The organism is Mesorhizobium sp. CO1-1-7 (assembly GCF_020164885.1).
Taxonomy (GTDB): Bacteria; Pseudomonadota; Alphaproteobacteria; order Rhizobiales; family Rhizobiaceae; genus Mesorhizobium; species Mesorhizobium australicum.
Genome location: NZ_JAIUHA010000004.1, coordinates 290,589 through 304,373 on the forward strand (window position 1 = coordinate 290,589; position 13,785 = coordinate 304,373).

The window sequence follows — 13,785 nt, forward strand, 5'->3', positions numbered from 1 at the left end:
ACCTTACCGACTGCGCAGCGAAGGCTGGTGGCTGGTCGACCCGCAACGCGCCAACCCCGCTGCAATTCCCATCCCAACTGTCCGCAAGAGCCCGCCGCCATCGCGAAGGAACGCCATCAGGAAGATCAGGCCGTGACCTCTTTCTTCCGCGCCGCGCCAAGCTATTGCAGCCGCTTCGGCGTCGCCGTGCTGCTGGTCGCGCTCGCCGATTTCCTGTTCTACGGCCAGCCCGCCGGCATCACGGTTCTGCTGTTCGCCATCCTGATTGCCGCCGCGATGGTTGCCGTGCATCCCGCCGCCTTCAGCGACGGCAAGGTGTGGCTCAAGTCGGCCACCTTGCTTGTCGCGCTGTTGCCGCTGGCCGAGACTGTCAGTCCCTTGTCCGTCTGGATCGCTCTTGCCGCGCTGGTGGCGTTCGCGCTTTCGCTGCGCGGCCGGCTGCGACACCGCACGCCGCGCATTGCCGGCCAGATCGTGCTGTTCGGACTGGCGGCGCCGGTCCGGTTCCTCGGCGATTTTCTCCAATGGCGAAGAGCGGCGCGGCGGTTCGGCGGACATCGCATAAGGCTGGCGGCAATCGCGGTCTGGGTAATGCCGCTGACGCTGGGCGCGGTCTTCGTCGCCCTTTTCGGCGCCGCCAATCCGGTCATCGAAGACTGGCTGTCGCTGATCGATCTGATGAAGCTGCTCGAGCTTATCCAGCTGACGCGGATTGCCTTCTGGCTATTCGTGCTTGCCGGCGTCTGGGCCTTTCTGCGGCCACGCCTGCCGCGCTTTCACCGCCGCATCGCCAGGCTAAATCACCCTCCTGCCGATGTCCAGCCAGCGGCCGACAGGCACGCCGTCGAGGATATCGTCTTCGGCAAGGCCGCCATCCTGCGCGCGTTGATCGTCTTCAACATTCTGTTTGCGCTGCAGAGCGGGCTCGACGCCACCTATCTGTGGGGCGGGGTCGCGCTTCCCGATGGTTTGAGCTACGCCGCCTACGCGCATCGCGGCGCCTATCTCTTGATCGCCACCGCGCTGCTGGCCGCCGGTTTTGTCCTTGCGGCGCTGAGGCCCGGCAGCGAAACATCGGCCGACCCGCTCATCCGTCGGCTGGTCTATGCCTGGGTGGCGCAGAACATCATGCTGGTCGTCTCGTCGATCCTGCGGCTCGACCTCTATGTCGGCATCTATGCGCTGACCTACTGGCGCGTCGCCACTTTCGTCTGGATGGGACTGGTGGCGGCCGGCCTTGCGCTGATCATCGCCCGTATCGCGCTCGGAAAATCCAGTGAATGGCTGCTCTCCGCCAATCTTCTGACGTTATCCCTAACGCTGTATGTCTGCTCTTTCATCAACTTCGCAGCCATGATCGCCACCTACAATGTCGACCATTCCCTCGAAATGAGCGGCCAAGGCATCCCGCTCGACGTCTGGTATCTCCGCTCGCTCGGGCCGGACGCGTTTCCAGCGCTCGATCGCATCTTCGATCGTCAGCGCGGGACGGCCAATGCCGGTGCCGTCGGCGAACTGGCAAGGTTGCGCGGTGTCGATGAAGGCTGGTATCGCGGCCTGCAGGAAAACTGGCGAAGCTGGAGCTTCCGCGACTGGCGCCTGCTTCGCTATCTCGACAACAGGCGGCCTATTGTTCCCAGCGTCGCAGAACCCGTGCCGGATCGCTAATCCATGCCGCATCACATCCTCGTCGCCGACGATGACCCGCATATCCGCGAAGTGATCTGCTTCGCGCTGGAAAAGGCCGGCATGAAAACGGCTGCCGTCTCCGATGGCGCCGCCGCCCTGCAGGCAATCGAACGAAGCACACCCGACCTTGTCGTGCTCGACATCGGCATGCCGGAGATGGACGGGCTGGAGGTCTGCCGGCGGCTGCGTCACACATCAGACGTGCCGGTGTTGTTCCTGTCCGCGCGCGACGAGGAGATCGACCGCATCCTCGGGCTCGAAATGGGTGGCGACGACTATGTCACCAAACCGTTCAGCCCGCGCGAACTCGTCGCCCGTGTCAACGTCATCCTGCGCCGCGCCCGTCCGGCGGCGCCGGAACTGGCCGACGACAGGCAGTTCGCGCAGGGAAAGCTCACCCTGGCGCCGGCCAGCCACGCGGCCGCCTTCGACGGCAAGCCGCTCGCCCTGACGGCGATCGAGTTCTCGATCCTGAAAGGGTTTCTGGCGCGGCCCACCCATGTGCTCGACCGCGACGCGGTGATGGCCAACGCCTATGCCGGCAAGATCCATGTCGCCGACCGCACCGTCGACAGCCATATCCGCAACATCCGGGCCAAGCTGGCGGCCGTGGGGTGCCCGGAGGTCATCGAGACCGTGCATGGCGTCGGCTTCCGGCTCGGCCGATGCGGCTGACGACATCAAGCAAATCGATTGGCAGCAAGTGGATCGGCCGCAAATGGCGGCCTCGCCTCGCCACCGTCGTCGTCGCCATCCTGATCCTGGTAATGTCCCTGCCGCTGGTCGGCCTGTTCTTCTTCCGCCTCTATGAGAACCAGCTGATCCGCCAGACCGAGGCAGAACTGATCGCACAGGGCGCGGCCGTCGCCGCCATCTATGCGCAGGAGGTCCGCGACGCCGGCATTTCACCGGAAAAGCTTGGCGTGGCGATGCCGCCGGCCAATGGCTATGCGAGCCGAGGCGCCAATCTCGATTCGCCCTATCGGCCGATCGAGCCGCAGCTCGATCTCGCCTCGGACTACGTGCTTGCGACCCGGCCGGCGGGGATCCCCGCCACGGTCGATCCCGCTTTCGCCACGATCGGCGCGCGGCTGGCGGGCATTCTCGACGCGACGCAGAAGACCACGCTGGCCGGCTTCCGGCTGCTCGATCCCCGGGGTGTCGTGATTGCCGGGCGCGACGAGATCGGGCAGTCGCTTGCCGGGGTCGAGGAGGTGCGTGAGGCGCTCGCCGGGCGCTATGCCAGCGCGCTCCGGCTGCGCATCCCCAACCAGCCGGCGCCGCCGCTCTATTCGGTCAGCCGCGGCACCAGGGTGCGCGTCTTCGTCGCTTTGCCGGTGGCCGTCGACGGCAAGGTCGCCGGCGCGGTCTATGTGTCGCGGACGCCCAACAACATCATAAAACATCTCTATGGCGAACGCGGCAAGGTGACGGCGGCGGCGATCGCCATCCTAGGCGGCACGCTGCTCATCGGCCTCGTCTTCCTGCGCACCGTCAGCCGTCCGATCTACGCGCTGATCGACCGCACCCAGCGCATCGCCGCCGGCGAGCGCGACGCGATCCGGCCTCTCGACCACCATGGCACGCGAGAAATGGCTGAATTGTCCGCCGCCTTTCTCGACATGGCCGAAAAACTGCAGGCGCGCTCGGATGCCATCCAGACCTTCGCCACCCATGTCTCGCATGAACTCAAATCGCCGCTGACGGCGATCCAGGGCGCGGCCGAACTGCTGCGCGATTCAGGCAGCGCGATGGGCGATGACGAGCGGCGGCGCTTCTCCGACAATATCGTCACCGATGCGGGGCGGCTCAACCTTTTGGTCCGGCGGCTGCTCGATCTGGCGCGGGCCGAAAACCTCGCACCCAGCGGCGAAAGCACCTCGGTCGGCGCGGCGCTGGCCCTGCTTCCCGTCGACACCAGGTTGGCGGTTGAAGTCCAGGCCGGTGGCGACCTGGCCTTGCGCATCTCGGCCGAGAACGCGGCGATCGTGCTTGCCAACCTCATCGACAATTCCGCCAGGCACGGCGCGACGCTGGTTTCGATCACCGCCGCAAGCGCCGGCGGCAAGGCGACCGTGCTGGTCAGCGACGACGGCGCCGGTATCTCGCCAAGCAACCAAGCGCGCATCTTCGAGCCGTTCTTCACCACGCGACGCGATACGGGCGGCACCGGCATGGGGCTTGGCATCGTGCTGGCCCTCCTGAAAGCGCATGATGGTACGATCCGGCTGGTTGACTCCGAGCGCGGCACGCGCTTCGAGATCACTTTGCCGGTCGCGTAGATTGCGAACGGCGGATCGGAGAAAAAAGTGCGCTACGACATCGTCATCATCGGCGGGGCCATCGTCGGGTCCTCGATCGCCTACTATCTGCGCGAGGAAGGGTTTTCCGGCTCGATCGCGCTGATCGAGCGCGACCCGCAATTCGCCCATGCGGCGACGACGCTGTCCATGGCCTCGATCCGCCAGCAATTCTCCATTCCGCAAAACATCCGCCTGTCGCAGTTCACGCTGAAACTGTTTCGGCGGCTGAAGGAAGAATTCGGCACCGACGCCGATATCGGTTTTCGCGAGGGCGGCTACCTCATCCTTGCCGGCGAGGCCGGGCTGCCGATCCTGAAAGCCAACCACGAAGCGCAGGTCGCCGAGGGCGCCGACATCCTGCTCGAGGACGCCGACCAGCTGACGCGCCGCTTCCCCTGGCTGTCGGCCGAAGGCATCACCGCCGGCGCCTATGGCCGGACCGGCGAGGGCTGGTTCGACGCGCATGCGATGCTGATGCTGTTTCGCAAGGCGCTGCGGCAGAAGAAGATCGACTTCATCAGCGCGTCGGTCACCGGCGTCGAGCGGCAGGGTGACCGCGTCACCGGCGTCAGCCTCGACAATGGCGATCGGCTCGAGGCCGGCACCGTCATCAATGCCGCCGGGCCGAATGCTGGCAAGGTCGCCGCCCTTGCCCAGCTTTCGCTGCCGGTCGAGCCGCGCAAGCGCAACGTCTTCGTGTTCGACGCGCGGGACAAATTCACTGACATGCCATTATTGGTCGATCCCTCCGGCATCTATGTCAGGCCGGAAGGCTCGGTCTACCTCACCGGCGGCGCCGAGCCGGAAGAGGGCGACGGCCCGGCCGACCCCGGGGACTTCGACGTCGACTGGCCGCTGTTTGAAGAGGTGATCTGGCCGGTGCTGGCAACCCGCATCCCGGCCTTCGAGGCGATCAAGGCTACGCGCGCCTGGGCCGGGCACTACGACTACAACACGCTGGACCAGAACGCCGTGATCGGCCCGCACCCGCAAGTGACGAATTTCCTGTTCGCCAACGGTTTCTCCGGCCATGGCCTGCAACAGGCGCCGGCGGTCGGCAAGGCGCTGGCCGAACTGATCGTGCATGGCGGCTACCGGACGATCGACTGCTCGGCATTTGGCTACGCGCGTGTCGCCGAAGGGCGGGCCTTCCGGGAATTGAATGTGATTTGAGGTCAGGGGCTGCCTCGCGGGTTTGCCAGGCGCTCAGTTTCTTCGTCATTCCAGGGCGGAGCAGGAGCGAAGCGACGTCGCGGAGACCCTGGAATCCATGCCGTTACCGTTGTCGTAGTGTTCTAACGGCGCAGAACGAAGGGGGTGCCGATTGGCGCGTATTGTCGCGACAAGTCGACGTCGCGGCATGGATTCTAGGGTCTGCGCGACGTCGCTGCGCTCCTTGCTTCGCCCTAGAATGACGAAGTCTGGGCGTCAACCTTGAGCGCGTTGCCCAGCGCATTGCCTCCGGCCGTGTTGTCGAAGATTCCCCAGACCTCGGCACCCGAAGCGGCCGCCGCCTCGACTTGCCGGCTGAATCGGTCGAGGCTTTCAGCATCGTAGTCGGAGTAGTAGACGCGCGGCGCGCCGTGCCAGCGGAAATAGGCGATGCCGGGCCAGCCGCCCGGCATCGCCGCAGGTGGCACCGGAGCGGGATCGGCGGCAACGCGCGCGATCCGGCGATCGGCCAGAAGCGCTTCAGCCTCTGCTTCGAACCAGCTGGGATGGCGCGGCTCGCAGACCAGCCTAGTTTCGGTTCGGGTGCCCACCATGTCGAAGAAAGCGCTCGCGACATCGGGCTCGAAGGGCAGGCTCGGCGGCAGCTGCACCAGAAGCACGCTGAGCTTTGCGCCGAGACCTTCGACCTCCTGGAGAAAGCTTTGCAAAGGGTCGTTGCAGTCCACGAGACGGCGCTCATGCGTGATCGCCTTCGGCATCTTGACCGCGAAGCGGAAGTGCTGCGGCACGGCGTGTGCCCAGCGTTCGTAAGTCTCGCGACGGTGCGGCTTGTAGAAGGACGTGTCGATCTCGACGATCGGAAAGTGCCGGGCGTAGCGTTCGAGATGCGATCCCGGTTGCGGGAAATTATTCTTGTATCGTGTCGGAATGCCCCAGCCAGCCGTGCCTATGAAACATGCCTGTTTTCCCATGCAAGGGATGTGGACCAGAAGAGGCATGGGTCAAGGCGTGCGGAGGGTGCGTGACGACGCTCGCCGATCAGGCCGCGGCCAGCCTACCAGCCTCGACATGCGCCTGCAGCCAGGCCAGCACCCGGGCCCAGTCCTCGGCATGTTCAGCCGCCGCCTCTTGCCGCCCGCCAAAGCCGCCATGGCAGATGGTGACGCGCGTGCCGTCGGCGATAGGCTCCAGCAGCCAGGCGACCCTGGTTTGTCGCCGGCCAAGCGTGGGATGGTCCCAGCCATGGGCCCACGTCTGCACGATCCGGCGCGGTGTTTCGATTTCGAGGAATTCGCCGCCGGCCGGCAGGTCCCTACCGCCGGCCGTGCGCACGACAACAGTCCAGCGGCCGCCGACGCGAAGGTCGGCCGACCAGTCGGCCATCCGGTAGGTATCGGCTGACCCCCACCATTGCTCGGCTTCCTTGCCGACCAGCGCCCCGAAGACGCGTTCGGGAGGCGCGCCGATCTCGGCCGATGCCATGATCGTCTCGCCATTGGTCATGCTCCGCACCCTGAGAGCGTGCATCATCGATGCCTCCACGTGAAATTTGTTCCGCTAGCGAAACGAGTTCAAGCTTTCGATGGCGGACGCTCGAATCCCTTGCCGGTCTCGAGCAGACTCTTCAGGCTGGCCAGCACCAGCGGCCAGCCCTTGGCGACATTGCCGATCAGCCTGTGCGGGCCGTCCGCCTCATGGGTGACGGCAAGTTTCATCAGCTCGCCGTCGGGCTCGATGGTGAAGGTGCAGCGCGTGTAGCCGTCTTGCCTGATCTCGGGCATCCATTCATTGCGCCATTTGATGACCAGGCGTCGTGGCGGGTCGATCTCGAGAATCTCGCCACTGTCGGCGACACGGCCGTCCGGGAAGATCAGCTTCCAGCTGGAGCCCACTTTCCAATCGCTCTCCTGATAGGAGCAGAGGAAAAACTGCCGGTTGAACTCCGGGTCGGTCAACGCCTCCCAGAGTTTCTCCGGCGTGGTGCGGATATAGGTCACGTAAACGAAGCTGTTGCTCATCAGTCTTCCCTTTCGAGGCGTTTCTTCAGATCACTCAATGCATCAAGCCGGTGGCGCTCGAATTTGCCGATCCAGCGTTCGGCGATCTCATTGATCGGAACCGGGTTGAGGTAGTGCTCCTTCTCTCGGCCCCGGCGGATGGTGGTGACGAGGTTCGCCTCTTCCAGGATCGCCAGGTGCTTGGTCACCGCCTGGCGGGTCATGGCCATCTCCGCGCACAGCGCATTGAGCGTCTGTCCGTTCCTGGCATGGAGGCTGTCCAGCAATTGCCGGCGTGTCGGGTCGGCCAGGGCGCGAAAGACGGCATCCATGCTCATGGCTTTAATATGCAACCATTTGGTTGCATGTCAAGCGACAAGGTCGCTCACCGTTGACGATGGATGGATCACAGAAGAAAAGTCAGCGCTTGCGGGAGATCCAGAAGGCGTCGGGCACGCGCTTCATGCCGATGCGTTCATAGAATCTGACAGCGTCCGGCATGGAAATCAGGCTGATGGCGACCGACGGTCCGAGCTGCCGGGCCACCTCGTCCATCAGTCCCTTGCCGATGCCCAGGCCTTGCGCCTTGGCCGAGACGGCAAGATCGCTGATGTAGCAGACCCAGGAAAAGTCGGTCAGGCAGCGGGCAACGCCAATCAACGGCCTGCCTCTCATGTCGAAACCGGCCATGTCGAGACCGGCCCTGTCGAGACGGGCCATGTCTAGACGGGCGGTCACGATCAGGTTGGCGCCCTCCAGCATCGCCTTCAGCCTTGCCTCGTCATCGACGGGCCGGACTTCGCCGAGACCGGATTCCACCAGCACGCGGCGGAATTCGGGAATGCCGAGCGCCAGTTCGCGCGCATAGAGAACGTGGGAGTTTTCCACCATTGGACCAGACTGCACCATCGGGCGGTGAATTCGAAGCTGTTTTGCGCAGCGCCCTTGTGCCGGCGCGCACGAACAGTTGCCTTTTATTTGCCCGCGGCTTTGTGTAAACCGAGCCTCAGCAAGTCCCCCCGCAACGAAAACACGGGCCAAAGCCATGGAAAAATTCACCAAGCTCACCGGCGTCGCCGCTCCCCTGCCGATCGTCAATGTCGACACCGACATGATCATCCCGAAGGATTATCTCAAGACGATCAAGCGCACAGGGCTTGGCACCGGCCTGTTCGCCGAGATGCGCTACAAGGACGACGGCTCCGAAAATCCGGATTTCGTGCTCAACAAGCCGGCTTACCGCAAGGCGCAGATCCTGGTTGCCGGTGACAATTTCGGCTGCGGCTCGAGCAGGGAACACGCGCCATGGGCGCTGCTCGATTTCGGCATACGCTGCGTCATCTCGACCTCGTTCGCCGACATTTTCTACAACAACTGCTTCAAGAACGGCGTGCTGCCGATCACCGTCAGCCCAGAGGACCTGGAGAAGCTGATGGACGACGCATCGCGCGGCTCCAACGCCACCCTGTCGGTCGATCTCGAAGCCAAGGAAATCCGTGGCCCGGACGGCGGCGTGGTCACCTTCGACCTCGACGACTTCAAGCGGCACTGCCTGCTCAATGGGCTCGACGATATCGGCCTGACCATGGAAAAGGCAGGCGCCATCGCCTCGTTCGAGAAGAAGAACGCCGAACTGCGCCCCTGGGCCTGAGCGGCCGCCAAGACCGGGTCCTTTCCGGGCCGGGTCGAGGGAGGGACAGTCATGAGACATCAGCTTCTTGCCGGCTTTTGCGGGCTGGCCTTGTTGCTGACGCCCGCCGCGAGCGGGCTCGCGCAGACCCAGACGCTCGCCGCGCAGAGGGCGCCGGCGGTGGAAAAGCCGGACCCCGATCAGGATGCGGGAGCCAACGCCGCCGACGCCGCTGACGACGACAAACAGGCGCCGGTGCCGTTCGAAGGCGGCCACCTCACCATCACGCAGCCGGAGCAGGACGGCGAGAAGGTGCTTGCTTATGACGGTAAGCAGCTGGCCAGCAATTACGATCTCTTCTTCGACAAGATTGTGGAGGTTGGCGGCATCAAGGTGGCCTTGTTCGATGTTGGCGATGGCGGCAATCAATGCGGCCCGGCGACGGTGATCGTCTGGAAGCCGGAAGGCGGCGCCATCCAGAGCACCAAGGTCGAGCAGGACGAGTGCGGAGCGCCGCCCGCGGGAGTGTCCGACAACGCCATCTATTTCGTGCCCTATCTCCTGCCGGGGGACCAGAAGCCGGCGCTGCAGTGGTCGCCGACGGATGGGCTGACGATTTCGGGCAATCTCACCTACATGCCGGAACCCGGCACCGACTGGAAAGACATCGATCCGGAAAAGTACCAGAACATCATCGACGCCTTCCACAATGAGGCTGTCTACAAGGAAGCCGAAAAGCTGCTCGGCAAGGACATGCCCGATATGGCGACCAGCCTGCTGGTCGGCGGCGGCACGGAAAAGACCGCGTCCGGCGCCTTCTTCGCCAGCGGCTGCGTGCCGCATGATTGTGGCGGCAATGACGGCTTCATGGCCGTCGACCCGGCCAAGCACCAGCTCTATTTCGCCCGCCGCGGCGACAATGGCCATCCGAACGCCTGGCCGGCGCTGGCGACATGGCCGGCCGATGTGAAGGAAGCGCTGGACAAGGCGCTGGGGTCGGCGAACTAGCGCTGTCGCCAAGCGCGACGGTCTTCCGTCGCCATTTCCCGACGGAGGCTACGATGCAGAATCAGCGACAAGTGACAGCAGCCGGGCTGCTTCTCGGTGGCGGCTTGCTGACACCGACCCTCGCCCGGGCGGCTGCTCGGCTCAACCACTGGCGGGACGGTTCGCGGCGACATTGAGCGCGGGCGATATCGACGCCTTCTCCGAACTGTTCGCCGACACCTATGTGAATCATCAACAGAGCGCCGCGGCACCGCCGCCGGCCAATGTCAGTCCGAAACAGGCGACGGTCGCTTTCTTCAAGGCGCGGCTGACGGCAATGCCGGATCTCAAAGTCGTCACGGAAGTCGTGGTCGCCGACAAGGACCATGTGGCCGCGAGCTTCGTCTGCAGCGGCACACAAGGTGTCTATTTCGGTGTCGCACCGACCGGCCGGACGCTACACTTCACCTCCTGCGACATTTTTTCGGGTGGAAGACGGTCGCATCATCGGCATTGGGCATGGGTGATATCGCAGGCGTCCTGGCGCAACTGCGAGCCTGATTCATCACCGGCTCACCGTTGTGAGCCCGCCATCGGACCAGTCGGACCGACCTCCATGCAACTCCGACGGACAAGCTTATTTCGCTTCGAGGCTGAGCGCTTTCTTGCGGTCGGCCTCGGCGCGTTTGTGGTTTCCCTTGGCTTCCCATGCTTGGCTTCGCGCTTGATAAGCGGCAGCGAAATTCGGCTTCATCCTTATTGCTTGGTTCAGATCGGCAATGGCGCCATCATAGTTCGATTGGCGAACGCCGATCGCTCCTCGGCCGAAGTAACCGAAAACGTTATTGCGATCGAGGCTGAGCACAGTCTCGAAATCGGCAAGTGCTGCTGCGTCTTCTCGCCGGGCCATTCGGAACATGCCTCGACCGGCATAGCTCCTGGCGTTCGTTGGATCAAGACGGACGGCTTTGTCGTAATCCGCCACCGCTCCGTCATAATCCCCTTGATATTTGAGGTTGCGGCCGCGATCGCCATAGGTCTCGCCAATGTCGGGGTTGATCGCGATCGCAAGGCTGAAATCGGCAATGGCCTGAGCATAATCGCCCTTTATCTCCCAAAGGAAGGCGCGGGCCACATATGCGTCCCGGAATGCAGGGAACAGGAGGATTGCCTTGCCATACTGCGCGATGGCGCCGTCATAGTCATTTTCGTTATCCAGCACCCCTCCCTGCTCGAAAGCCACTCTGGCTGCAGGTGGAATAGTGTAGCCACGATCGGTCAAAGCCTTTAGATTCTTCGGCTCAGGCCCAACGGCACCCGATGCAGCAGCGTCTTTTGCCTTCGCGGCCAGAGCCGTAATGCGCTCGGTCACATAGCTGACATTGTAAGGATCGAATTTTATCGCCTGATCGAAATCGGCAATGGCGCCCTCATAGTCATTCATGTCGACTCGTGCCATGCCGCGCCCGAAGTAACTGGCTGCATTTTTCGGGTCGATCTTAATCGCCACTGAGTAGGCCGCGATCGCCCGCTCGGCGTCGCCCCTGGCGCTCCAAGCCGACGCGGAACAGACAAATGCGTCGCTCGCTTCCGGGTCAATCTTGGCGGCCTGGCTACAATCCGCCAAGGCTCCGTCGACATCGCCCGACATGGTCTTGGCGATGCCCCGGAAAATCCACGCCGACTCTAAGTTTGGGAGGAGATCGATCACCCGATCATAGTCGGCGATCGCTCGACTGTAGTTGCGTTTTGCGGCCCAGGCCTTGCCGCGACCGAAATAGGCGAACGGGCTATTGGGGTCGAGGGCGATCGCCTTCTCATATTGCCCGATGGCTTGCTCGTATTTTCCGGCACCCGAGAAAGTGTCGCCGTTCTGCACTGCGCTCAGGACGCCCGGGCGAGCCGCCTGAGCCAGCTCCGTTATCTTTGACGCGGGCAGCTTTTCGGTTGGCTTTGCTTTACCCTGGCTGAGTTGCCGGGCCAGGATTTCAACCCCGGCCGCGACGGAGGGTTTCGGCTGTTCCACCCTCGGTGGAGTCAACTGCATGCTTTCGCCGCTTGCAACCTGCTCGTCGCAAGCTCCTGCCCATTTCGGATCGAGTTCGACCGCGTGACGGCAATCCGCCGATGCTCCGGCCTTGTCCCCGTTCGTCGCCCTCGCTCGCCCTCGCGCCAGATAGGCTTCAGCATTGTCGGGATCGAGGCGGATCGCAGTGGCAAGATCGATGAGCGCGCTGTCGGCGCTATATTCCGCGAGACGCGCCTTGGCGCGCTCGATCAGGACTTTCGCAGCTGCCGGGTTCCTGGTCCCTCCCGCAGCCGACTCGGCTGGTTCGGCCGACGCATGGTCGTTGCAGGAACCCGTTCGCCTGGGGTCGAGATCAACGGCGCGCCGGCAGTCCTTGGCGGCGACGGCGTCGTTCCCTCGCGATGCCTCGGCGATCGAGCGGTTGTAGAAGGCGTCGGCATTGTAGGGGTCGCGTTCGATTGCAAAGTTGAACGAGTCTATCGCGTCATTGAGATTTCCACGCGCCTGTTGCTCCAGGCCCCGCTTGAGCGTCGAGGCCACGATCTCGGAATGATCCACCTTCTTGGGGTATGGCTGAAACGGCTCATACGTTGGAGGCTCGGCAGGCTTCGCCGCTTGCATCGCGGCTGGGTTGGAGGTGTCGGCGGTCTCGGGACCCTGATTGTCCTCCGTGTCTGGTGCCTGCAGTACGGGTTGCCCCTTCGCCCTGCGCTTGTCGAGCTGGACGCGAAGCCTTTCGTTGCGGTAGCCCACGTTGGCCGGATCGAGCGCGATTGCCTTATCCAGATCGGCGAGTGCCTTGTTGGGATCGCTCGTCTCCCAGACAAGCGCCCTCTCAAAATACGGTTTTGGATCGTCGGCACTAATGGAAATCGCTTTGTCGAGGTCGGCAAAAGCCTCCTTTGAATTGCCGATTCGAGCCATAGTCATCCCGCGCACGCGATAAGCCTCGGCGTTGGCCGGGTTGCGGCGGACGGCTTCATTCAGATCGGTGAGCGCGCGGGTATAATTCTTCTTTAAGCCCCAGCTCTTGGCGCGATTGAAGTAGAAAGCGGAACTTGTTGGATTGAGCCGGATAGCCTCGTCGAATGCAGCGATGGCGCGGGTATGGTCGCCCTTTTCCTGCCACCCCACTCCAATCGCATTTTGAGCAGAAGCGGGGTTTGAGCCGGGGCCGCCGTCGCGCGGGTCGCCGAGAGCTTTCACGATCAGGTGGCTGCAAGCGCGTCCTTTGCTCACGTCGACGCCAGCTATGTACTTGCAGTCGGCTTCAGCGCGCTTGCGCTCGCCCTTCGCGATCCACGAGCGGACGCGGTCTTGATAAGGCGCGACCGGGTCGGTACGGACGCTCTCCGCTTTGTCATAGTCGGCTTGGGACCGCGCCGCGTCGCCCTTGTCTTCCCATTGGACACCGCGCACGCCATAGGCGATCTCGTTGGCGGGGTCGATGTCGATCGCCTTGTCGCACTCGGCAATAGCGCGATCATGCTCGCCTCCTTTGCCGAGTGCCCTGGCGCGATAGGCGTAGAGGTTGGCGTCGTTCGGCGTGAGCGCGATCGCGCCCGTATAGTCCGCCACGGCTCGGTCGAAGTCCCCCTTGCTCTCCCAGGCAATGGCGCGGTTGGTAAAAGCGCGCACGTAAGTCGGATCGAGCGCTATCACCTCATTCATGTCAGCGATGACATGGTCGATATCATTCTTTTGCGTATAGGCAAGGCCACGCCAGAAATAGGCATTCACGCGCAGATCGGGTATCTCGCTGCTGTCCTCGGCGATGGGCGTGCAGGCGGCGATCTGCTGGTCGGCGCCAACCTTGCCGTCGCTGAAACAGGTGGCGTAATCCATGCCCGCGCCAAGCGCCGTAGAGCCAAGCCCGGCCTGGGCCGCCATCGCTGTCAAGACTACCACCGGCACGCGCGAAAACCGTACCACGAAGGCGCGAGCGAGCGCGACGGTGCGGCTTGACATAATGATTCC

General features: G+C 63.6%; 12 protein-coding genes and 1 pseudogene. 7 read left to right on the plus strand and 6 right to left on the minus strand.

From position 1 onward, the window contains the following. Nucleotides 1-132 precede the first annotated feature (132 nt). From LB516_RS10700 to LB516_RS10715, 4 genes are read left to right on the plus strand one after another with little or no spacing between them, the layout of a single operon-like run. Nucleotides 133-1,668, plus strand: coding sequence for a DUF4173 domain-containing protein (locus tag LB516_RS10700; RefSeq protein WP_224719502.1), 1,536 nt, complete (start codon nucleotides 133-135; stop codon nucleotides 1,666-1,668). 3 nt (nucleotides 1,669-1,671) lie between these two features. Next, nucleotides 1,672-2,364 carry a response regulator transcription factor gene (locus tag LB516_RS10705; RefSeq protein ID WP_015314984.1) on the plus strand — a complete coding sequence of 231 codons (693 nt, stop codon included), beginning with the start codon at nucleotides 1,672-1,674 and terminating at the stop codon, nucleotides 2,362-2,364. Continuing rightward, on the plus strand, nucleotides 2,355-3,971 hold the full coding sequence (locus LB516_RS10710; RefSeq protein ID WP_224719503.1) for an ATP-binding protein: 1,617 nt from the start codon (nucleotides 2,355-2,357) through the stop codon (nucleotides 3,969-3,971). Before LB516_RS10705 ends, LB516_RS10710 begins: the two co-directional genes overlap by 10 nt. Nucleotides 3,972-3,998: 27 nt before the next feature. Then, a complete protein-coding gene (locus LB516_RS10715) occupies nucleotides 3,999-5,165 on the plus strand; it encodes an NAD(P)/FAD-dependent oxidoreductase (protein ID WP_015314982.1) in 1,167 nt (388 codons plus the stop codon). A 233-nt stretch (nucleotides 5,166-5,398) separates the two neighbouring features. Here the strand turns inward: LB516_RS10715 and LB516_RS10720 are convergent, their stop codons facing one another. The 5 genes from LB516_RS10720 to LB516_RS10740 all read right to left on the minus strand — a co-directional run bounded on the left by LB516_RS10720 (nucleotide 5,399) and on the right by LB516_RS10740 (nucleotide 8,053). Then, nucleotides 5,399-6,136 (minus strand): DUF72 domain-containing protein, encoded by a 738-nt coding sequence (locus LB516_RS10720; RefSeq protein WP_224719504.1) that lies wholly within the window; start codon nucleotides 6,134-6,136, stop codon nucleotides 5,399-5,401. Nucleotides 6,137-6,203: 67 nt separating this feature from the next. Continuing rightward, the gene (locus LB516_RS10725) at nucleotides 6,204-6,695 is read right to left on the minus strand and encodes an SRPBCC domain-containing protein (RefSeq protein ID WP_224592008.1); all 492 of its coding nucleotides are present in this window, start codon (nucleotides 6,693-6,695) and stop codon (nucleotides 6,204-6,206) included. A 41-nt stretch (nucleotides 6,696-6,736) separates the two neighbouring features. Continuing rightward, nucleotides 6,737-7,183, minus strand: coding sequence for an SRPBCC family protein (locus LB516_RS10730; protein ID WP_140660427.1), 447 nt, complete (start codon nucleotides 7,181-7,183; stop codon nucleotides 6,737-6,739). Continuing rightward, complete coding sequence (locus LB516_RS10735; RefSeq protein WP_015314978.1) at nucleotides 7,183-7,500, minus strand: ArsR/SmtB family transcription factor; 318 nt, start codon at nucleotides 7,498-7,500, stop codon at nucleotides 7,183-7,185. Before LB516_RS10735 ends, LB516_RS10730 begins: the two co-directional genes overlap by 1 nt. Nucleotides 7,501-7,582: 82 nt before the next feature. Further along, the gene (locus tag LB516_RS10740; RefSeq protein WP_224682797.1) at nucleotides 7,583-8,053 is read right to left on the minus strand and encodes a GNAT family N-acetyltransferase; all 471 of its coding nucleotides are present in this window, start codon (nucleotides 8,051-8,053) and stop codon (nucleotides 7,583-7,585) included. Between the two features lie 154 nt (nucleotides 8,054-8,207). Between LB516_RS10740 and leuD the strand changes: the two genes are divergently transcribed. The 3 genes and pseudogenes from leuD to LB516_RS29125 form a co-directional block, all read left to right on the plus strand. Beyond that, complete coding sequence (gene leuD, locus LB516_RS10745; protein WP_224682796.1) at nucleotides 8,208-8,813, plus strand: 3-isopropylmalate dehydratase small subunit; 606 nt, start codon at nucleotides 8,208-8,210, stop codon at nucleotides 8,811-8,813. 51 nt (nucleotides 8,814-8,864) lie between these two features. Further along, nucleotides 8,865-9,800: a hypothetical protein gene (locus tag LB516_RS10750; RefSeq protein ID WP_224719505.1), complete on the plus strand. Its 936-nt coding sequence runs from the start codon at nucleotides 8,865-8,867 to the stop codon at nucleotides 9,798-9,800. A 172-nt stretch (nucleotides 9,801-9,972) separates the two neighbouring features. Further along, nucleotides 9,973-10,215: pseudogene (locus LB516_RS29125) on the plus strand (nuclear transport factor 2 family protein); the annotation flags it as partial. A gap of 201 nt (nucleotides 10,216-10,416) precedes the next feature. Here LB516_RS29125 and LB516_RS10760 read toward each other — a convergent pair. Then, entirely contained in the window at nucleotides 10,417-13,776 is a 3,360-nt protein-coding gene (locus tag LB516_RS10760; protein WP_224719506.1) for a tetratricopeptide repeat protein, read from the minus strand. Between the last annotated feature and the right edge of the window lie 9 nt (nucleotides 13,777-13,785).

Coding starts and splice junctions, on each gene's coding strand:
- LB516_RS10705 (WP_015314984.1), top strand. CDS start 1,672: ATGCCGCATCACATCCTCGTCGCCGACGATGACCCGCATATCCGCGAA.
- LB516_RS10710 (WP_224719503.1), top strand. CDS start 2,355: ATGCGGCTGACGACATCAAGCAAATCGATTGGCAGCAAGTGGATCGGC.
- LB516_RS10720 (WP_224719504.1), bottom strand. CDS start 6,136: ATGGGAAAACAGGCATGTTTCATAGGCACGGCTGGCTGGGGCATTCCG.
- LB516_RS10725 (WP_224592008.1), bottom strand. CDS start 6,695: ATGATGCACGCTCTCAGGGTGCGGAGCATGACCAATGGCGAGACGATC.
- LB516_RS10730 (WP_140660427.1), bottom strand. CDS start 7,183: ATGAGCAACAGCTTCGTTTACGTGACCTATATCCGCACCACGCCGGAG.
- LB516_RS10735 (WP_015314978.1), bottom strand. CDS start 7,500: ATGAGCATGGATGCCGTCTTTCGCGCCCTGGCCGACCCGACACGCCGG.
- LB516_RS10740 (WP_224682797.1), bottom strand. CDS start 8,053: ATGGTGGAAAACTCCCACGTTCTCTATGCGCGCGAACTGGCGCTCGGC.
- leuD (WP_224682796.1), top strand. CDS start 8,208: ATGGAAAAATTCACCAAGCTCACCGGCGTCGCCGCTCCCCTGCCGATC.
- LB516_RS10750 (WP_224719505.1), top strand. CDS start 8,865: ATGAGACATCAGCTTCTTGCCGGCTTTTGCGGGCTGGCCTTGTTGCTG.
- LB516_RS10760 (WP_224719506.1), bottom strand. CDS start 13,776: ATGTCAAGCCGCACCGTCGCGCTCGCTCGCGCCTTCGTGGTACGGTTT.